The sequence below is a fragment of the Actinacidiphila rubida genome, from assembly GCF_900110255.1.
GTDB lineage: Bacteria > Actinomycetota > Actinomycetes > Streptomycetales > Streptomycetaceae > Actinacidiphila > Actinacidiphila rubida.
This window is the reverse complement of the sequence record NZ_FODD01000020.1, coordinates 144,884-164,753: the sequence shown is the minus strand read 5'-3', so window position 1 is coordinate 164,753 and position 19,870 is coordinate 144,884. Positions and strand designations below refer to the sequence as shown.

Annotated in this window: 14 protein-coding genes; 7 read left to right on the top strand and 7 right to left on the bottom strand. The window is 73.4% G+C overall.

All coding sequences use genetic code 11. The annotated features are described in order from the left end of the window. Window positions 1-121 precede the first annotated feature (121 nt). Together BMW99_RS21090 and glgB are read left to right on the top strand one after the other, a co-directional pair. On the top strand, window positions 122-1,558 hold the full coding sequence (locus BMW99_RS21090) for a maltokinase N-terminal cap-like domain-containing protein (protein WP_075017317.1): 1,437 nt from the start codon (window positions 122-124) through the stop codon (window positions 1,556-1,558). Window positions 1,559-1,739: 181 nt separating this feature from the next. Next, on the top strand, window positions 1,740-4,379 hold the full coding sequence (gene glgB, locus BMW99_RS21085; RefSeq protein ID WP_245791564.1) for a 1,4-alpha-glucan branching enzyme: 2,640 nt from the start codon (window positions 1,740-1,742) through the stop codon (window positions 4,377-4,379). 91 nt (window positions 4,380-4,470) lie between these two features. Here the strand turns inward: glgB and BMW99_RS21080 are convergent, their stop codons facing one another. Next, entirely contained in the window at window positions 4,471-5,727 is a 1,257-nt protein-coding gene (locus tag BMW99_RS21080) for a hypothetical protein (RefSeq protein WP_069462029.1), read from the bottom strand. 313 nt (window positions 5,728-6,040) lie between these two features. On the opposite strand from BMW99_RS21080, the gene BMW99_RS21075 reads away from it, so the two are divergent. Beyond that, window positions 6,041-7,081, top strand: coding sequence for a chitinase (locus tag BMW99_RS21075; RefSeq protein WP_069462030.1), 1,041 nt, complete (start codon window positions 6,041-6,043; stop codon window positions 7,079-7,081). 62 nt (window positions 7,082-7,143) lie between these two features. Here the strand turns inward: BMW99_RS21075 and BMW99_RS21070 are convergent, their stop codons facing one another. Continuing rightward, window positions 7,144-8,169 carry an ATP-dependent 6-phosphofructokinase gene (locus tag BMW99_RS21070; RefSeq protein ID WP_069462031.1) on the bottom strand — a complete coding sequence of 342 codons (1,026 nt, stop codon included), beginning with the start codon at window positions 8,167-8,169 and terminating at the stop codon, window positions 7,144-7,146. 72 nt (window positions 8,170-8,241) lie between these two features. Continuing rightward, complete coding sequence (locus BMW99_RS21065) at window positions 8,242-9,240, bottom strand: 2-hydroxyacid dehydrogenase (RefSeq protein ID WP_075017316.1); 999 nt, start codon at window positions 9,238-9,240, stop codon at window positions 8,242-8,244. A gap of 360 nt (window positions 9,241-9,600) precedes the next feature. On the opposite strand from BMW99_RS21065, the gene pta reads away from it, so the two are divergent. The 3 genes from pta (at window position 9,601) to pyk (ending at window position 14,379) form a co-directional block, all read left to right on the top strand. Beyond that, a complete protein-coding gene (gene pta / locus BMW99_RS21060) occupies window positions 9,601-11,679 on the top strand; it encodes a phosphate acetyltransferase (RefSeq protein WP_069462598.1) in 2,079 nt (692 codons plus the stop codon). Then, entirely contained in the window at window positions 11,676-12,839 is a 1,164-nt protein-coding gene (locus tag BMW99_RS21055; RefSeq protein ID WP_069462597.1) for an acetate/propionate family kinase, read from the top strand. Before pta ends, BMW99_RS21055 begins: the two co-directional genes overlap by 4 nt. 112 nt (window positions 12,840-12,951) lie before the next feature. Further along, on the top strand, window positions 12,952-14,379 hold the full coding sequence (gene pyk / locus BMW99_RS21050) for a pyruvate kinase (protein ID WP_069462596.1): 1,428 nt from the start codon (window positions 12,952-12,954) through the stop codon (window positions 14,377-14,379). A gap of 135 nt (window positions 14,380-14,514) precedes the next feature. Here the strand turns inward: pyk and BMW99_RS21045 are convergent, their stop codons facing one another. The 4 genes from BMW99_RS21045 to BMW99_RS21030 form a co-directional block, all read right to left on the bottom strand. Next, window positions 14,515-15,795 (bottom strand): hypothetical protein, encoded by a 1,281-nt coding sequence (locus BMW99_RS21045; protein WP_069462595.1) that lies wholly within the window; start codon window positions 15,793-15,795, stop codon window positions 14,515-14,517. Beyond that, on the bottom strand, window positions 15,785-16,387 hold the full coding sequence (locus tag BMW99_RS21040; protein WP_069462594.1) for a DUF6114 domain-containing protein: 603 nt from the start codon (window positions 16,385-16,387) through the stop codon (window positions 15,785-15,787). The genes BMW99_RS21045 and BMW99_RS21040 overlap by 11 nt, the downstream gene beginning before the upstream one ends. 97 nt (window positions 16,388-16,484) lie before the next feature. Further along, window positions 16,485-17,126 carry a DUF6230 family protein gene (locus tag BMW99_RS21035; protein ID WP_069462593.1) on the bottom strand — a complete coding sequence of 214 codons (642 nt, stop codon included), beginning with the start codon at window positions 17,124-17,126 and terminating at the stop codon, window positions 16,485-16,487. A 630-nt stretch (window positions 17,127-17,756) separates the two neighbouring features. Further along, window positions 17,757-18,722 carry a tetratricopeptide repeat protein gene (locus BMW99_RS21030; RefSeq protein WP_176735428.1) on the bottom strand — a complete coding sequence of 322 codons (966 nt, stop codon included), beginning with the start codon at window positions 18,720-18,722 and terminating at the stop codon, window positions 17,757-17,759. Between the two features lie 313 nt (window positions 18,723-19,035). Here BMW99_RS21030 and BMW99_RS39305 point away from each other — a divergent pair, with 313 nt between their 5' ends. Continuing rightward, complete coding sequence (locus BMW99_RS39305) at window positions 19,036-19,869, top strand: TetR/AcrR family transcriptional regulator (protein ID WP_079176130.1); 834 nt, start codon at window positions 19,036-19,038, stop codon at window positions 19,867-19,869. The last annotated feature ends 1 nt before the right edge of the window (window position 19,870 follow it).

Here is a 19,870-nt window from a genome sequence, read left to right as displayed (position 1 = left end):
GTCACCCGCCCGGGGCAGGCTCCCCGTGTCGCCGGACAGCCCGAACCCGTGATCCGGGAGGCTGGCGCCCCCGCCGCTCGTCGTAGTGGCCGGGTGCGCGACTCCCCGGGGAAAGGACGTCATGTCGGACAGCTCCTGGACCCGTGTTCCGTCCACCCCTTCCGCGCCTCCCGCACCCGGCCGCGATCTCGTGCCGGGGCTGCTGCGCTCGCTCGATCCCCTCCTGCGCGGCTGGCTGCCCCGGCAGCGCTGGTTCGCCGGGAAGGGCCTGCCCATCGGTCGCTTCGGGCTCGCCGCCGCGACCGAACTGGTCCCACCCGGCGGCCGGCTCGGCCCGCTCGGCCTGCTCCATCTGCTGGTCGACGTGGAGCAGCCCGGCCGCGCGCCCGACTGCTACCAGCTGCTGCTGGGCGCCCATCCGCTGCTGCCCCCGGCGCTCGTCCGCGCCGCCCTCGGCCCGGCGGTCGGCGGCCCCTACGACGGCCTGACGCTCTACGACGCGCCGCACGACCCGCGGCTGGCCGCGCTGCTCCTGGAGCGGCTGCGGCTGCCCGGCCGCAGCGGGCCGCTGCGGTTCACCGCCGAGCCGCACGCGGAGTTCCCGCCCGGGCTGGCGCCCAGGGTGTCCACCGCCGAACAGTCCAACACCTCCCTCGTCTACGGCGACGCCTACATCCTCAAGCTCTTCCGCCGGGTCTCCCCCGGCACCAACCCGGACCTGGAGCTGTCGCTCGCGCTGGCCCGGGCCGGATCCACCCGGGTGGCCGAACCCGTGGCCTGGTTCGAGGCGGACGATCCGCGCGGGCCCGACGCAGGCGAACCGTTCACCCTGGGCGTCCTGCAGCGCTACCTGCCCGGTTCGCAGGACGGCTGGGCGCTGGCCCTCGCCTCCGTCGAGGAGGACGGCGACTTCCGCGCCGAGGCCGCGGGGCTCGGCCGTGCCACCGCCGAGGTCCACGCCTCGCTGGCCGCGGCGCTGCCGGTCCGCCCGCTCGGCGGCCCCGCGCTGGAACGCATCGCCGCGGGCATGGCCCGCCGGCTCGACGAGACGGCCGCGGAGGTCCCGGCGGTCCGCCCCTACGCGGGCGCGCTGCGGGCCGCGTTCGACGACCTGGCGAAGGCGGGCGCCGGGGGCGCGGCGGGCGCGGGTCCCGGCCAGGTCCTCGTCCAGCGCATCCACGGCGACCTGCACCTCGGTCAGGCGCTGCGCGGGCCGGACGGCGCGTGGGTGCTGATCGACTTCGAGGGCGAGCCGGCCCGGCCGCTGGCCGAACGGCGCCGGCCCGCACCGCCGGTCCAGGACGTGGCGGGCATGCTCCGCTCGTTCGACTACGCCGCCCACCACAGCGGCAACGGGCCCTGGGCGGCCCGGCACCGCGACGCGTTCTGCTCCGGCTACGCGGAGGTCGCGGGCCTCGACCCACGGGACCAGCCCGTGCTGATACGGGCCTTCGAGACGGACAAGGCGGTGTACGAGGCCCGCTACGAGGCCCGCCACCGACCGGCCTGGCTTCCCATCCCGCTCTCGGCGCTGGCCCGCCTGGCGAGCACGCCGTGAGCCCCGTGACCGCGCCGGGCGCGCCCCCGGCCCCGGCGGGACCCCGGGCCCGCCACGGCTCCCGCGCCCCTGACGGGCGCCGTCCGCCGCCAGGCGGAGCGCTCCCCGCCGGGCGGACCCGCGCCCGCCGCACCCGTGAACCGCACGCCGCACCTTCCACATCGTCAAGGAGAGGCCGACCGTGAGCCCGCGCAGCGAAGAGACCCCGAACGGCCGGGTGCCCAAGGGCGCCACCCCGGAGGCCGCCGCCCGCGGCTACGACGCCTCGACCCCGCTCCCGCCCGCGTCGGGCACGGCACCGGAGCCGGCGGCGGCCGCGGGCGCCACCGGGAAGAAGCCGGCGAAGGACGGGGGCGGTGCCAGGAAGCCGGCCAGGTCGGCGCAGGACGGGGCGAAGAAGGACGGCGCGAGGAAGGACGGCTCGAAGACGTCGGCCACGTCCTCCGAGGGGGGCTCGAAGAAGGCGGCCAAGGTCAAGGCGGGCGGCTCGACGGCGCCCGTCGGCGCGCCCGCTCCCGTTCCCCCGGCCGCCGCACCTGTCTCCGCGGCGGCCCCCGCGGAGGCGGCCACCGCCGCGAAGGGCGGCACGCCCGGCGCCGTCGGCACCGGCAGCAGCACCAGCACGCGCAAGCCGTCCCTCGACGACGGCGAGCGGTGGCGGCTGCTGAACGGCGGCCACCACGACCCGCACTCCCTGCTGGGCGCGCACCCCGAGGCGGGCGGCGTCCGGTTCCGCGTGCTGCGGCCGTACGCCCGGTGCGTGGCCGTGCTCGTCGACGACCGCCGCATCGAGCTGGAGGCGGAGGGCGACGGCCTGTTCACGGTGCTCGCGCCGCTCAAGGAGGTCCCGGCGTACCGCCTCGCGGTGGTCTACGACGGCCCGGAGCAGGTCGTCGACGACCCCTACCGCTTCCTGCCGGCGCTCGGCGAGCTGGACCTGCACCTGATCAAGGAGGGCCGGCACGAGGAGCTGTGGAAGGCGCTCGGCTCGCAGCCGATGACGCACGGCGGCGTGGCGGGCACCCGGTTCGCGGTGTGGGCGCCGAACGCCCAGGGCGTGCGGCTGGCCGCGGACTTCACGTACTGGGACGGCACCGCCTTCCCGATGCGCTCGCTGGGCGCCTCCGGCGTGTGGGAGCTGTTCCTGCCGGGGGTCGGCGCCGGCACCGCCTACAAGTTCGAGATCACCCGGCGCGACGGCTCCCGCCAGCTGAAGGCGGACCCGATGGCACGCGCCGCCGAGATCCCGCCGGACACCGCCTCCGTCGTCACCGAGTCCGACTACTCCTGGAGCGACGGGGAGTGGATGGCGCACCGCGGTGACGTGCCCGTGCACCGCGCGCCGTTCTCGGTGTACGAGGTGCACCTGCCGTCGTGGCGGCCGGGCCTGGGCTACCGGGACCTGGCCGAGCAACTGCCTGCCTACGTCCGGGACCTGGGCTTCACGCACGTGGAGCTGATGCCGGTCGCCGGGCACCCGTTCAGCGGGTCCTGGGGCTACCAGGTGACGTCGTACTACGCGCCGATGCCGCGGCTGGGCACGCCGGACGACTTCCGGTTCCTGGTGGACGCGCTGCACCGGGCGGGCATCGGCGTGATCATGGACTGGGTCCCGGCCCACTTCCCGAAGGACGACTGGGCGCTGGCCAGGTTCGACGGCGAGCCGCTGTACGAGCCCGCGGACCCGCGGCGCGCCGAGCACCCGGACTGGGGGACGCTGGAGTTCGACTTCGGCCGCACCGAGGTCCGCAACTTCCTGGTCGCCAACGCCGTGTACTGGTGCGAGGAGTTCCACATCGACGGCCTGCGGGTCGACGCGGTGGCGTCCATGCTCTACCTCGACTACTCGCGCGAGGGCGGCGACTGGCTGCCCAACGTGTACGGCGGCCGGGAGAACCTGGACGCGGTGGCGTTCCTCCAGGAGATGAACGCCACGGTGTACCGCCGCTGCCCGGGCGTGGTGACGATCGCCGAGGAGTCCACCGCGTGGGACGGCGTCACCCGCGCCACCCACCAGGTGGGCCACACCGGGTTCGGCGGCCTCGGCTTCGGCCTGAAGTGGAACATGGGCTGGATGCACGACTCGCTGGGCTACGTCGCGCACGAGCCGGTGCACCGCAAGTACCACCACAACGAGATGACGTTCTCGATGGTGTACGCGTACAGCGAGAACTACGTGCTGCCGATCTCGCACGACGAGGTGGTGCACGGCAAGCAGGCGCTGGTCAGCAAGATGCCCGGCGACTGGTGGCAGCAGCGCGCCGACCTGCGCGCCTATCTGGGCTTCATGTGGGCCCACCCGGGCAAGCAACTGCTCTTCATGGGGCAGGAGTTCGCCCAGGGCGCCGAGTGGTCGCACGAGAGCGGCCCGGACTGGTGGCTGGTCGACGCGGCCTACTCGGCGGCGGGCGACCACCGCGGCGTGCGGGACCTGGTGCGCGACCTGAACACGGTGTACGCGGCGACGCCCGCGCTGTGGCAGCGGGACACCGATCCGGACGGCTTCGAGTGGATCGACGGCGGCGCGGCGGAGGACAACGCCTTCTCGTTCGTGCGCTACGCCGCGGACGGCTCCCCGCTGCTGTGCGTGAGCCACTTCGCGCCGGTGGTCCGGCAGGACTACCGCGTCGGCGTGCCCGAGGGACTGGCGCACACCGAGTGGACGCCGGTGATCGACACCGACGACCCGCGGTACGGCGGCAGCGGCGCGCTGCAGGACGGTCCGCTGAAGACCGAGGCCACGCCCTGGCACGGCCGACGGCACAGCATCGGGCTGACCCTCCCGCCGCTCGCCACCGTGTGGCTGAAGCCGCTGGGCTGACTCCGGACGCACGGCACACACGGGTGGTCCCGTCGCGGATGCGGCGGGACCACCCGTGTGTGCCGGTCCCGATGTGCCGGGCTCCGAGGTGTCAGGCCCGGGTGCTCCGGCGGCGCAGGGCGACGTAGCCCACCGCGCCCGCTCCGGCCAGGACGAACGCGCCGCCCACGGCCGCGGCCGTCGTGCTGCCGCCGCTGCCGGTCCTGGCCAGCTGCGAGCCGTCCCCGGCCGTCGTGCCGGTGGTGCCCGAGGTGGTACCGGTGGTCGTGCCCGAGGTCGTGCCGGACGTCGTTCCGGACGTCGCAGCCGGGGTACCGGACGGCGTGGGCGACGCGGACGCGGACGTGGACGCCGACGGGGTCGGGGACGGCGAACTCCCCGGCGCCTTCACGGTGATCGTCGTGAACGCCCCGCAGTCGGTCGTGCCGCGGAACGGCTCGTCCGGGCTCTCGTTGACGATCGCGCAGGGGTTCAGGCTCGCGGCGCCGAGCGGGGCGTCCTTGCGGTAGGTCAGGCGGACGGTGACGGTGGTGCGGCTGTGCGGCGCCAGGGAGGCGTCCCTGCCGACGACGTCGTACCCGTACAGGTCGGGCTCGGCGGCGGACGTGCGCGGCGTCAGGGTCGTCCACCGGCCGCCGCGCAGCACCTGCACGGTGGTGTGGCGGTTGGTGAACAGCACGTCGTCGACGTTCGCGTAGGCCGAGGCGCTCGGGTTGGTCACGGACGCGGTGAAGGTCACCGCGGGGCCGCCGGCGACCGCGGTACGGGGCACGCCGGACAGCGCGGTGGACAGGCCGTCGACCTTGACGGTGTCATGGTCCTCTCCGGTGGCCGCGCCGGACGCCCCGTAGGACACCAGCGTGGTCATCTTCAGCTGCCGGGTGCCGCCGTTGCTGTCGCCGTTGTGCGGGGTGCCCATGGGCATGCCCAGGCGCATCTGCACCGTGCGGGACGCACCGGCGGCGAGGGGGAAGGTCTCCGGCACCTCGCCGGAGAACACGCCGCCGGCGTAGGTGAGCGGGACCTTCTTCCACACCGTCCCGGTCAGGCGGTACTCCAGGCTGACGGCGTCCGGCATCACCCCCGTGGTCGCGTCGATCCGGTAGATCAGCCGCGCGTAAGAGGTGTCGTTCGGGCCGGTGTTGGTGACCTTGGTGGTGAAGGCGACGGGCAGGCCGGCCGCGCCGATCTCGGCGGGCGCCGCGGTCGACACCGACAGGGACGGCGGCCCGGAGTCCGCGGGCGCGGCGGTGGCGCCCGGGGCGAGTGCCAGGACCGCGGCGGCCAGCAGGAGTCCGGTCCCCGCCACCACGGTGGACGAACGGGCCGTGCGTGCGGTGGTGTTCAACGTGTCCCCCCGGATGCGTGTGTCGCACGGTCAGGGCGCCGTGCGGACTGTGCAGGAGAGGGGCGGGCAAGTCCGCCTCCCTCATGCACAGTTGGACCCGCCACCCGGGGTGCTGGTTGTCGTTCCGCGCGCCACGGCCCTGTGACCGTCGTGTCAGGGAATCGTCTCCGCCGGACGTGGAAGTCAACAGGAAACTTTCCTAACCAACCCCTTGCCGGGCCCGGTCGGAGGCCACTAGCGTTCCGGCCACGCCCCTCCGGGGGCGGTGTGTTCCGCTCCTGTCCCCCTCCCCCTACGGCAAGGAGTCCCCCACATGCGCCTGTTCACCGGCACCCGCGGCCGCACGATCGCCGTCGCCGCCGCCAGCGGCCTGGCCGCGGCCGCCGCCCTCGCTGCCACCGGCGCGGCTCACGCGGCGAACCCGGCGGCCACCGCCGGCGCCGCCCAGCCGCAGGCCACTTCCCTGCCCAGCGGCATCGCCGCGCCGTACCTCTACCTCGGCTGGGGCAACCCGCCGTCGGCGACGTCGGTCATGTCGGCCACCGGCATCAAGCAGTTCACGATGGCGTTCGTCCTGTCCGACGGCGGCTGCAACCCCAAGTGGGACGGCTCGCGCGCGCTGACGGGCGGCACCGACCAGTCCACCATCGGCAAGATCCGCGCCGCCGGCGGCGACGTCACCGTCTCGTTCGGCGGCTACAGCGGCAACAAGCTAGGCCAGAAGTGCAGTTCGGCCTCCGCGCTGGCCGGCGCGTACCAGAAGGTGATCAACGCCTACCAGTTGAAGTCGATCGACATCGACATCGAGGCGGGCGAGGTCAGTTCGTCCACGGTGCGGCAGCGCGTCGTCGACGCACTCAGGACGATCCGGGCGAACAACACGTCGCTGAAGATCTACCTGACCTTCGGCACCACCCCGACCGGCCCGGACGCGGACGGCAAGGACCTGATCAAGAAGGGCGCGGCGGCCGGGCTGGACATCGACGCGTGGGCCGTCATGCCCTTCGACTACGACCAGGGGTCGACGGACATGCTGGCCACCACGAAGACCGCGGTGGACGGCCTGAAGAACGCGGTGGCCAGTGCCTACCACCTGTCCTCCGACGCCGCGTACCGCAAGGTGGGCCTGTCGTCGATGAACGGCAGGACGGACAGCGCGGGCGAGACCGTCTCGCTGGCGAACTTCCGGTCGATCATCGCGTACGCCCAGTCGCACCACCTCGCGCGGGTGTCCTTCTGGGCGCTCAACCGCGACCGCGCGTGCGGCTCGGGCGAGTCCGCGGGCGACACCTGCAGCGGCATCAGCCAGGGCACGTACGACTTCACCAAGGCGCTGGCGGCCTACACCGGCTGAGCCGGGGACCGGACCGTCCGGCGCGCCGGCCGGACGGTCCTCCCCAGGGGCGGCGGAGCGCGTCAGAAGACCGACTCCGCCTCCTCCATGCGGTCCTCGGGGACGGTCTTGAGGTGGGTGACCGCGTCGGCCAGCGGCACCATCGCGACGCGGGTGCCGTGCAGTGCGGTCATGTGCCCGAACGCGCCCTTGTGGGCGGCCTCCACGGCGTGCCAGCCGAAGCGGGTGGCCAGCACCCGGTCGTAGGCGGTGGGGACGCCACCCCGCTGGACGTGGCCGAGGATGACCGGGCGGGCCTCCTTGCCCATCCGGGCCTCCAGTTCGCGGGCGAGGGTGGTGCCGATGCCGGCGAACCGCTCGTGGCCGTACTTGTCGATCTCGCCGACCCCGTAGTCCATGGTGTCCTTCGCCGGGTGGGCGCCCTCGGCCACGCAGATCACCGCGAACTTCTTGCCGCGGGCGAACCGCTCCTCGACCACGGACACCAGGTCCGCCGGGTCGAAGGGCCGCTCGGGCACGCAGATCGCGTGGGCGCCGCCGGCCATGCCCGCCTCCAGCGCGATCCAGCCGGCGTGCCGGCCCATCACCTCGACGACCATGACCCGCTGGTGGGACTCCGCGGTGGTCTTCAGCCGGTCGATGGCCTCGGTGGCCACCGTGACCGCGGTGTCGAAGCCGAAGGTGCGGTCGGTGCCGTTGATGTCGTTGTCGATGGTCTTGGGCACCCCGACCACCGGCATCCCGGCCTCGGACAGCATCCGGGCGGCGGTCAGCGTGCCCTCGCCGCCGATCGGGATCAGCACGTCGAGGCCGTACTGCGCGGAGAGGTCCTGCGCGTTGTCGGCGGCCTCGCGCAGCCGGGCACGCTCCAGCCGGGCCGAGCCGAGGACGGTGCCGCCCCGGGCCAGGATGCCGCTCACCGAGTTGAGGTCCAGCGGCCGGAACCGGCCCTCGAGCAGGCCGACGAAGCCGTCCTCGAAGCCGATCACCTCGTCCCCGTGACCGGTCAGCGCGCGGTGCACGACGGACCGGATGACAGCGTTGAGGCCAGGGCAGTCGCCGCCGGCGGTGAGGACTCCGATGCGCATGGGACTTCGTCTCCAGAGATCCGTGAAAACCCGGGATGAACGGTCGGGCGGGCCCTGGGACCGGACAGCCGGTCAGGGCGACTTCGGCACCAGCGTGCACTCCGTGATCCGCCCGGCGAGATAGTCGTCCACATTCCGGACGGTGGCGGCGACGATCTGCTCGACCGCGTCCACCGTGTAGTACGCCTGGTGCGAGGTGACCAGCACGTTGGTGAAGGTCATCAGCCGGGCCAGGACGTCGTCCGTCATCACCTCCAGCGACTTGTCGTAGAAGAAGACGCCGGCCTCCTCCTCGTACACGTCGAGGCCGACGCCGCCGAGCCGGCCCTCGCGCAGCGTGTCCACCAGCGCCGTGGAGTCGATCAGGGCGCCGCGGCTGGTGTTGATCAGCAGGACGTCGTCCTTCATGTCCGCCAGCCGCCGGGCACCGATCAGATGGTGGGTCGAGGGCGCCAGCGGGACGTGCAGGCTGATCACGTCGGCCTCGCGGCACAGCCGGTCCAGTTCGACGTACTCCATGCCCATCTCGGTGCACTCCGGGTTCACGGAGATGTCCCAGCCCAGCAGCCGCATGCCGTAGCCGCGGGCGACGGCGGTCAGCGCGGTGCCGATCCGGCCGGTGCCGATCACGCCGACGGTGCGGCCGTGGAAGTCCCGGCCGAGCAGCCCGTCGAGCCGGAAGTCGAAGTCCCGGGTGCGGCTCGCGGCCCGCACGATGCGCCGGTTGAGCGCGGACGCCAGCGTCCAGGCGAACTCCGCGACCGCGTACGGGGAGTACTCGGCCACCCGCGCCACGGTCAGCCCGAGCCGCTCGGCGTGGTCCAGGTCGATGTTGTTGTAGCCGGTGGAGCGCTGGGTGATCAGCCGGGTACCGCCGCGCACCAGGCCCTCCAGGACGGGCGCGTCCAGCACCGCGTTGACGCTGGTGCACACGGCCTCGTAGCCGGCGGCCAGCGGCAGGGTGTCGGCGGTCAGGAACGTCTCGAGGCAGCGGACGTCGTGGCGGGGCGCGAAGGCCCGCTCCAGCAGGGGCCGCTCGTCGCGCTGCACGCCGGTCGCGAGGATTTCCACCGCATCGCCCTCCTTGTCCGCTGTGTTCACCCTACGTGCACTGTGCGGGGAAGACGGGGACCCCGCACCCGGAGCGCGGACGGCGCCCGCACCCGCGCGCGCCGGGCCGCGCGGGGCCCGCACCCGTCCCGCACCCTCCCCGTGCCGGCCCACGCACCGAACCCCGTTCCGGCCCCCGTCACGGCTCCCCCGCCGGGTCCCCCGCGCCGCCGCCCCGGCGGGCGCCGTCAGGGCGGGGGCGCTAGCGTCGTGGGTGCGCGCGGGTGACCGCGGGGGCGCGCACGGGGCGAGCGGGAGGCCGGGCGGATGCGGCCGCCCCGCGGGCAGCCGCGGCGGACGACACAGGACGGGAGTGCAGGGGTGACGCGCAGCGTCTACGTCACGGGGGTCGGCCGGGGAGACGGCCGCCAGGTGGTGGAGCTGGGGGTGATGGAGCTGCTCACCCGCCAGGTCGACCGGGTCGGGATCTACCGGCCGCTGGTGCACGACACCCCGGACCGCATCTTCGAGCTGCTGCGCAGCCGCTACCGGCTCACCCAGGACCCGGCGACGGTGTTCGGCATGGGATACGCCGAGGCCGCCGAGCTGCAGGCCGAGGAGGGCCAGGGCGCGCTGACCGCCCGGCTGGTCGAGGGCTACCTGCGGGTCGCCGAGGAGTACGAGACCGTGCTGATCCTCGGCTCGGACTTCGCCGACACCAACCTGCCGGCCGAGCTGGGCGTCAACGCCCGGCTGGCGAACGAGTGCAACGCCTCGGTGATCGCGGTGATCGGCGGCCGCGACCAGAGCGCGGACGCGGTGGTCGCCGAGGTCCGCAACGCCCTGCACGCCTACACCAACCTGGGCTGCGACGTGATCGGCATGGTCGCCAACCGGGTGGCCCCCGACACGGCGGCGGCCGCGGCGGCGCAGCTGCGGCGGACCGTGCCGGTGCCGGTGTACGTGCTGCCCGACGATCCGGCGCTGGCCGCGCCGACGGTCCGGCAGATCGCGGAGGCGCTCGGCGCCGAGGTGCTGCTCGGCGACGACGCGGGCCTGTCCCGGGACGCGCTGGACTTCGTGATCGGCGGCGCGATGCTGCCGACGTTCCTGTCCAAGCTGACGCCGGGCTGCGTGGTGGTGACGCCCGGCGACCGGGCGGACCTGATCATCGGCTCGCTCGCCGCGCACTCGGCCGGCACCCCGCCGATCGCCGGGGTGCTGCTGACCCTGGACGAGCGGCCGGGCTCCGACGTGCTGGCGCTGGCGACCCGGCTGGCGCCGGGCACGCCGGTGCTCGCGGTGCCGTCGGGCTCGTTCCCGACCGCGACCGAGCTGTTCCGGCTGGACGGCAAGCTCGGCGCGGGCACCCCGCGCAAGGCCGAGCGGGCGCTGGGCCTGTTCGAGACGCACGTGGACACCGCCGAGCTGACCGAGCGGCTGTCGGTGGCCCGCTCCGAGCGGGTCACCCCGATGATGTTCGAGCACGCCCTGCTGGAGCGGGCCCGCGCCGACCGGCGCCGGATCGTGCTGCCGGAGGGCACCGAGGAGCGCATCCTGCGGGCGGCCGAGGTGCTGCTGCGCCGCGGGGTCTGCGACCTGACGCTGCTCGGCGAGGAGGGCGCGGTCCGCAAGCGGGCCGGCGACCTGGGCATCGACCTGGACACCTCGGGGCTGGAGATCGTCGATCCGCAGACCTCGCCGCTGCGGGACCGGTTCGCCGCCCGCTACGCGGACCTGCGCGCGCACAAGGGCGTCTCGTACGAGCTGGCCTACGACGTGGTCGCGGACGTCTCGTACTTCGGGACGCTGATGGTGCAGGAGGGCCTGGCCGACGGCATGGTCTCGGGCGCGGTGCACTCCACCGCCGCCACCATCCGGCCGGCCTTCGAGATCATCAAGACCCGGCCCGGCGCGGTCATCGTGTCCTCGGTGTTCTTCATGTGCCTGGCCGACCGGGTGCTGGTCTACGGCGACTGCGCGGTCAACCCGGACCCGAACGCCGAGCAGCTGGCCGACATCGCGATCCAGGCGTCGGCGACGGCGGCGCGCTTCGGCGTCGAGCCGCGGGTGGCGATGCTGTCGTACTCCACCGGCACCTCGGGCAGCGGCGCGGACGTCGACAAGGTGCGGACCGCGACCGAACTGGTCCGCGGGCAGCGCCCGGACCTGCTGGTGGAGGGGCCGATCCAGTACGACGCGGCGGTCTCGCCGGTGGTGGCGGCGACCAAGCTGCCCGGCTCCGCGGTCGCCGGCCAGGCGACGGTGCTGATCTTCCCCGACCTCAACACCGGCAACAACACCTACAAGGCGGTGCAGCGCTCCGCGGGCGCGGTCGCCGTCGGCCCGGTCCTGCAGGGCCTGCGCAAGCCGGTCAACGACCTGTCGCGCGGCGCGCTGGTCCAGGACATCGTCAACACGGTCGCGATCACCGCGATCCAGGCCCAGGGGGACGCGTGAACGGCACGGCGGCACCGACGCGGGTGCTGGTGCTCAACTCCGGCTCGTCGTCGGTGAAGTACCAGTTGCTGGACATGGCGGACGAGAGCCGGCTGGCCTCCGGGGTGGTCGAGCGGATCGGCGAGGAGGGCGGCGTCCCCGACCACGCGGCGGCGCTGGACCGGGCGGCCGCCGAGCTCAGGGAGCGCGGCCTGGGCCTGGACTCCCCGCAGCTGGCGGCGATCGGGCACCGGGTGGTGCACGGCGGGACCCGCTTCACCGCACCCACCCTGATCACCGACGAGGTGGTCGACGAGATCGAGCGGCTCGTCCCGCTGGCGCCGCTGCACAACCCGGCCAACATCACCGGCATCGCGGTCGCCCGGCGGCTGCGGCCCGACCTGCCGCAGGTCGCGGTCTTCGACACCGCCTTCCACGCCACCATCCCGGAGGCGGCGGCCCGCTACGCGATCGACGCGGAGACCGCCGAGAAGTACGGCATCCGCCGCTACGGCTTCCACGGCACCTCGCACGCGTTCGTCTCCGCCGCGACCGCCGACCTGCTGGGGCGGGCGCCCGGGGACGTCAACGTGATCGTGCTGCACCTGGGCAACGGCGCGTCCGCGTCGGCCGTGCGCGGCGGGGTGTGCGTCGACACCTCGATGGGCCTGACGCCGCTGGAGGGCCTGGTCATGGGCACCCGGTCCGGCGACGTCGACCCGGGCGTGCTGCTCCACCTGGAGCGGGTCGGCGGGCTGGACACCGACGAGGTCGACCGGCTGCTGAACAAGCGCTCGGGTCTGCTGGGCCTGTGCGGCGCCAACGACATGCGGGAGATCGGCCGGCGGATGGCCGAGGGCGACGAGAGCGCCCAGCTGGCCTTCGACGTCTACGTGCACCGGCTGCGCCGCTACCTGGGCGCGTTCACCGCGGTGCTGGGCCGGGTGGACGCGGTGGTGTTCACCGCCGGGGTCGGGGAGAACTCGGCCGCGGTGCGCGAGGCGGCGCTGCGCGATCTGGAGCCGCTGGGCATCGTGGTGGACTCCGTCCGCAACGCGGTACGGGCGGCCGGCCCCCGGATCGTCTCGGCCCCGTCGTCCCGGGTGGCGGTCGCGGTGGTCCCCACCGACGAGGAGCTGGCGATCGCCCGGGATACTTACGAGCTGGCCCTCCGCCAGTGACCGCAGGAGCATGGACAGCAGGAGGACCGCACCAGGGCGAGGCGGTTGGCCCCCTCACGACCCCGTAGCCCAGGAATATTCCGGAGCGGAACAAACCGATAGGATAGCGCCCATGCGCCGAGCCAAGATCGTCTGTACCCTGGGCCCCGCCGTCGACTCCTACGACCAGCTGAAGACGCTGGTCGAGGCAGGCATGAACGTGGCCCGCTTCAATTTCAGCCACGGCAGTCACGCCGAGCACGAGGACCGCTATCAGCGCGTCCGCAAGGTGTCGGCGGAGACCGGCCGCGCCGTGGGCGTCCTCGCCGACCTGCAGGGCCCGAAGATCCGTCTGGCGAAGTTCGCCGACGGTCCGGTGGAACTGGTCGCGGGCGACGAGTTCACCATCACCACCGAGGACGTGCCGGGCGACAAGAACGAGTGCGGCACCACCTACAAGGGCCTGCCCGGCGACGTCTCCACGGGCGACCCGATCCTGATCAACGACGGCAACGTGGCGCTGCGGGTCATCGAGGTGGACGGCCCGCGGGTGCGCTGCCTGGTGGTCGAGGGCGGCGTGGTCTCCGACCACAAGGGCATCAACCTGCCCGGTGCCGCGGTGAACGTCCCGGCGCTGTCCGCGAAGGACATCGACGACCTGCGCTTCGCGCTGCGGATGGGCGCCGACATGGTGGCGCTGTCCTTCGTCCGCGACGCCAAGGACGTCCGCGACGTGCACCGCGTGATGGACGAGGAGGGCCGCCGGGTCCCGGTCATCGCCAAGGTGGAGAAGCCGCAGGCGGTGCACAACATGGAGGACGTCGTCATGGCGTTCGACGCCGTGATGGTGGCCCGCGGCGACCTCGCGGTGGAGTACCCGCTGGAGCAGGTCCCGCTGGTGCAGAAGCGTTTGGTCGAGATGTGCCGGCGCAACGCCAAGCCGGTGATCGTGGCGACCCAGATGATGGAGTCGATGATCACCAACTCCCGTCCCACCCGCGCCGAGGCCTCCGACGTGGCCAACGCGATCCTGGACGGCGCGGACGCGGTGATGCTGTCCGCGGAGTCCTCCGTCGGCAAGTACCCGGTGGAGACGGTCAAGACGATGTCCCGCATCGTCGAGGCGGCCGAGAAGGAACTGCTGCGCCGCGGCCTGGAGCCGCTGGCGCCCGGCAAGAAGCCGCGCACCCAGGGCGGCGCGGTGGCCCGCGCGGCCGCCGAGCTCGCCGACTTCCTGGACGCCAAGTCGCTGGTGGCCTTCACCAAGTCCGGTGACACCGCCCGCCGTCTGGCCCGCTACCGGGTCCCGGCGCCGATCCTGGCGTTCACCACCGACCCCTCGACCCGCAACCAGCTCGCGCTGACGTGGGGCGTGGAGGCGCTGGTGATGGAGCACGTCGAGACCACCGACGCGATGGTGCAGCAGGTCGACCAGGAGATGCTGAAGCTCTCCGACTACGGCCGCGGCGACACCGTCATCATCACCGCCGGCTCGCCCCCCGGCGTGCCCGGCACCACGAACCTGGTGCGTGTGCACCACCTCGGCGACGTCAGCAACTGACCGCCGGCGCCCGCGCGCACGCAGCAGAACGCCGCGCGGTCCGCGCCCCCGGGGAAGGGGGCACGGGCCGCGCGGCGCCTTTTCGACCGTCTCGCCGTGGGGCTGCCGCGCCGTCAGGCGGGTGCGGGGCCGCGGTCAGGGCTGACCGGGCAGCACCTGCATGCCGGGGACGTGCAGATCCCCGCCGAACTGGCCGGCGTTGACCACCGTGGCGTTGGTGAAGAAGAGCTCCGGCAGGGTCAGCGGCGGCGGCGCCTTCGGGGTGAAGGTGACCGGGATCAGCCCCAGCAGGTTGCCGCTGAGCGACTCGGTGTACAGCGTGACCGTGCCGTTCTTGAACGTCGAGGTCGAGCCGGGCGCGCTCTTGACCCAGGTGTGGCCGCCGCCGGGGGCGTCCACGATCTGCCACAGGTCCTTGATGTCGATCCCGGTGGCCGTGAACTTCAGGACGTCCTTGACCTGGCCGCTCCACGTGCGGACCTGCACGATGCCGTCGTAGTTCAGGCCGTGCAGCGTCAGCTTGGTGGTCTTCAGCGTGAACGGCGCGTCCGGCAGCAGGGGTATGCCGCCCTCGGTCGTGGCGTTCGCGAGCGCCTTGGCGTCGTACGTCGGGCACGGGTAGCCCTGAGAGCCGTCCAGCGGCGTCGTACCGGACTTGGCGGTACTGCCGGACAGAGGAGCCTTGGCGGTGTCCGTCAGGCCCTTGGTGGCCTTCTGGAGCGTGTTCGTGGTCCCGCCCACGACCTTCTTGACGGTGCCCGCGAGGCCGCTGTCGTCCGCGGCGGGCGCGGACGTCGTGGCGCTCGGGCTCGCCGACGGCTTCGGCGTGGCCGTGGTGGCCGTCGGTGACGGCGACGGCGTCGCTGTCGCTGGCGCTGTCGACGGTTTGGGGCTGGTGCCGAGCAGTCCGCCCAGCAGGTTGCCCAGGCCCAGCGGGTCCAGCGGGTTGGTGGTCGCCGTCGGGGCCGCCGGGGCCTTGGGTGCGGCCGGGGCGGTGGGCGCCGTCGTCGCGGTGCTCTTCGTCGGTGTCTTGGCCGGGGCGCTCGCCGACGGGCTCGGCGACGCGCTCGGCTTCGGCGTGGCGGTCGCCGAGGTCTTCGGCTGCGCCTTCTTCGCCGTCGCCTTCGTGCCGTCCTTGGCCGTGGACGTCGCGTCCGGGGACGGGGTGTCCGGCTGGCTGACGCACGGACCCGGCTTGAACGGGGTCTTGGGCATCTCGTCGGCCTGCGCGAAGTGCGGCGTGAAGCCCATGCCCATCAGGACGGCGGTGGGCATCGCGGCGAGCGCCACCGCCTTGCCGGCGGGCACGTGCAGCTTGGTCAGCAGTGACTTGCGCGGGGCCGCGTGGCGCGGGCCCGAGGTCGCTCTGTTGCGGGACCCGTCGCTCTCGGCCGGCTGAGCGGCATCACCCAGCACGGTGCCTCCCCTTCTCGATGGTGTCGTCGTCGCCACCCGCGCCCGTGGGCACCGGCTCGGGCCGCGCGAACGGGTCGCCCGCCTGGGCGGGGACGGCCGGCGCGTCGGTCAGTCCCGGGACGGGCTCGAAGCCGTCTCCGCCCGCGTCGGGCAGGCCGTCGGGGCGCTCCGCCTTCTCGCCGGGCTCGTCGGTGGCCGGGGTGCCCGCCGCCCAGGAGACGGCCAGCGCGCCGCCGAGCAGCGCGCACAGGAAGCCCACCAGGAAGCCGCCGAAGTTCGAGATCACGAGTGAGACGAGCGAGAGCAGGATGGCCGCCACACCGGCGAAGATCCGTACCGCGGACTGGAACCACATGGTCAGGCCGAGCACGAACAGCAGGACGCCGATGATCAGCGAGCCGGAGCCCGCGGTGGTCGCCATCCGCACGGTCAACTGGCCGATGCTGAGGTTCGCGTACGGGAAATAGGCGATCGGCACACCGGCCACGATGGTCAGCAGGCCCGCCCAGAACGGGCGGCCCCACCGCCAGTGGCGGAACGTCAGGCGGCCGTAGCGGATGCGGGCACGCAGTCCTGTCGACTCGGCGCTCATGGAAAACAGCTCCCTGGGACTGGCATGGCGGTGAAGTTCGTCGGTGGCCGGGGCGAGCCGCATCCCGCGCGGCTCGCCCTGACCACTCAGTCGGTGCCTAGTAGCACTCGACCCCGGGGCCGGAGCCCTTGTGCAGGCGCAGGCTCAGGCCCGCCAGCTTGAAGGTGCCCGCGCTGGTCGCCCAGGCGGTCTGCTTCACGCCGACCAGGTCCGCGGACTTGGCTTCCTGGGCGAAAGAAGCGGCGCCGCCGTTCTTCTCGTCCTTGCCGACCTGGTCCTCGACGTGCGCGTAGGACGAGTCCGTGTTGCCCGCCGCGACACCGATGTTGATGTCGTTGAACGTGGCATCGGCGTCGAGCTGGTCGAGGTCGATGTACAGGTTCTTGGCGGTGACGACCTTGCCGTTGTTGCCCGCCGTGAGCTTGAGCGTCACGTCGCCGATCGGCGTCGGGACGACCACGGACTGGCACAGGCCGTGAATGGTGGCGTCGGTGAACGCCGAGACGGCCACCGCGTGCGGCGTGCCGTTGTGCTCCACGTCGACGTTGCCGTACTGGACGAACCCGTCACCGTGCAGCGTGTCGGCCGTGACCTTGAACTCCTGGCCGGACACGCTGAAAGACGCGGCGAGCGCGCCCTGCGCGAGGGCCACGCCTATCGCGGCGGTGGCCGCGACCGACGGAACCATGACAACGGCGAACCGCTTCCATCTGGTACCGCCACGAACGTGCGACTCCATACTTCCTCCTTCTCGGACGTACATCTCCGGCCGGGCTCGTTCGGGTCCTGGCCTGGGATGGGAGAAGTGCTACGTCCTCGGGAAGGAGAGCGCCGGTGAGCGGTGGGCCGTCCCTCCCTGGGGGAGTCACGGACGGCGGCGTCCGAACGTCGGCGATCACCCCCGAGCGACAACCACTGGCCACGCTCTCGCGCAACCTGCGGGACAGGCTCCATCCGGTTGGTTCCATCCAGCGGACGGAGACCCCCCTGTCCCGGAGTTGCGGCATATGCCGCGCACTCCCGCTCGGCGGGGACCCGCCGCCGGCGCGCCGACTGGCTGCCGGGCTGTGGCTGCGGACCGAGCTTGGCCGATCGTGGTCCATTCCCGGCCCGCGCACAAGGGGGTTCATTACCAGCGAGTAACGGAAGTGTGGACATGCCATGATCGCCACAAGGAGTGACATCACTCTGCGTGACCGCTCGGGCCGGAATAAAAACCGACATCTGGGCGGATGGCCGAACAAAGCCGGGCGGACTTCTTACCAGAAGTAACAGCGACCGCTCACTATCACGGTTTGATAAAGAGCGGTCGCCGTGTCGCTAAATCTCTGAGCAGAACCGAACACCCGTACAGGTCCGGGCGTCGAGGTCAGAACAGCACGCGCGCCAGCGCGGTCCGCGCCGCGACCACCCGCGGATCGTCGGGGCCGATCACCTCGAACAGCTCCAGCAGCCGCAGCCGCGCCGCGTCCCGGTCGTCACCCGCCGTGCGCCGCACGGTGTCGACCAGGCGGCCGAAGGCGTCCTCGACGTGCCCGCCGACCAGGTCCAGATCGGCCGCCGCCAGCTGCGCGTCGACGTCGCCCGGCGCACCGGCCGCCGCGGCGCGCACCGCCTGCGGGTCCGCACCCTGCACGCGGCTGAGCAACTGCGCCTGCGCCAGGCCGAGTTTGGCCTCGAGGTTGGCAGGCTCGTCGGCCAGCACGTTCGTGTAGGCCTGCACCGCGCCGCCCAGGTCGCCGGCGTCCAGCGCCTCGTGGGCCGCGGACAGCGCGAGCTCCTGCGGGGTGGCCGGGCGCGGCGGCGCGGGCTCGGCCGGCTCGGCGGCGCCCGGGTCGACGTCCGGGCCGACGATGCCGAAGCGCTGCTCGGCGACCAGGACCAGCTGGTCGAGCACCTCGGTGATCTGGTCCTCGGGCGCGCTGCCCTGGAAGAGCGGCATGGCCTGGCCCGCCAGCACGGCGAAGACCGCCGGCACGCCCTGCACGCCGAACTGCTGGAAGAGCATCTGGTTGGCGTAGACCTCGGCGGTGGCCAGCACGAAGCGGCCCCGGTACTCGCCGGCCAGCCGCTCCAGCGTGGCGTTGAGCTGCTTGCTCTGCTCGGCCTGGTCGGCCCAGAAGCTGATGACGACCGGGACCTCGGCGGAGCGCTCCAGGACGTCGCTCTCGAAGGTCGCCTCGGTCACCTCGATGACGAGCGGGGACGCGGGCGCGGCGTCGCCGGCGCCCTGGCGCTGGGCCCGGGCCTCCTCGGCCTTCGCCTTGGCCTCTCCGGCCGCCTTCAGGGCGGCGAGGTCGACCACGCCGCTCATGGACATGTTCCGTGGCTGCATGAGGCCAATCCTCCCCCCTCGTGGAGCAAAGCGTGCACAGACCCCGGATCCCCGCCGGATTGCGGGGGGTGCGGGGGGCGCACGTCCGCGGTGCCGCCGCGGTCGCTGCCGTGTTCCGTGCGCGGATCCCCATCCGCGCGTGTGGTCGTCGCGTTCCCGTCCTCGCGCCCCCCTGCCGGGTGATGGCACCGGCCGGCAGACTCGCATGGTTTCGCTACGGGTCGTAGCGTAACTCGACGCGGGGGCACCGGAGGCGGGGGGCGATGTGAGTCCGGTCACTCCACGCGAACCTACCGGCCGGTATGGTCCGGCTATGGACCCCCACACCCCGACCGCCGCGACGCATCCGGCCACCGCGACCACCGCGGCGCCGCCGTCGGGATCCCCGGGGTCCCAAGAGTCGTCTGGGTCGTCGGGTTCGTCCGTCAAACGCACGGGGCGCCCCAGAAGTGCCGCGGCGGACCGGGCGATCCTGCAGGCCACGCGCGAGGCGCTGGCCGAGCAGGGCTGGGGGGCGCTGGCGCTGGGCGACGTGGCGGCCCGCGCGGGCGTCGCCAAGACCACCCTCTACCGGCGCTGGGCGGGCAAGAACGAGCTGGTGGTGGACGCCATCGCGGCGCTGTTCGAGGAGCAGCTGGAGCTGCCCGACCTCGGCAGCCTGGCGGCCGACATCGAGGGCGTGGTGCTGCGGTTCGCGGAGCTGATCGAACGGCCGGAGACGCGGACCGCGCTGATGGCGGTGGTCGCGGAGGCCACGCACGACGAGGCGCTGCGGCTGCGGATCCGGGAGGCGATCGTCGACCGGCAGAAGCACCTGGTGACGCTCGGCCGGCAGCGCGCCCAGAAGCGCGGCGAACTGCCCCCCGACGGCGGGGACGGCGGGGACGGCGGTGGCCGCGGGGACGGGGCCGGCGGCGCGGAGGGCGCGCACGGCGCACCGGCAGCCCTGGACGGGGCGCACGGGCCACAGGACGCCGGCCGGGCCTGGGCGGACCCGTCGCGGGACGACCTGATCTTCGACGTCATCGCGGGCACGGTCGTCCACCGGGTGATGGTGAGTTCCGGGCCCGTCGACCAGGAGTGGGCGCGGCAGCTCGCCCGCCTCCTGGTCGGCGGGCTCGGCGCGCTGCACCTGCCGCCGCCGTAGT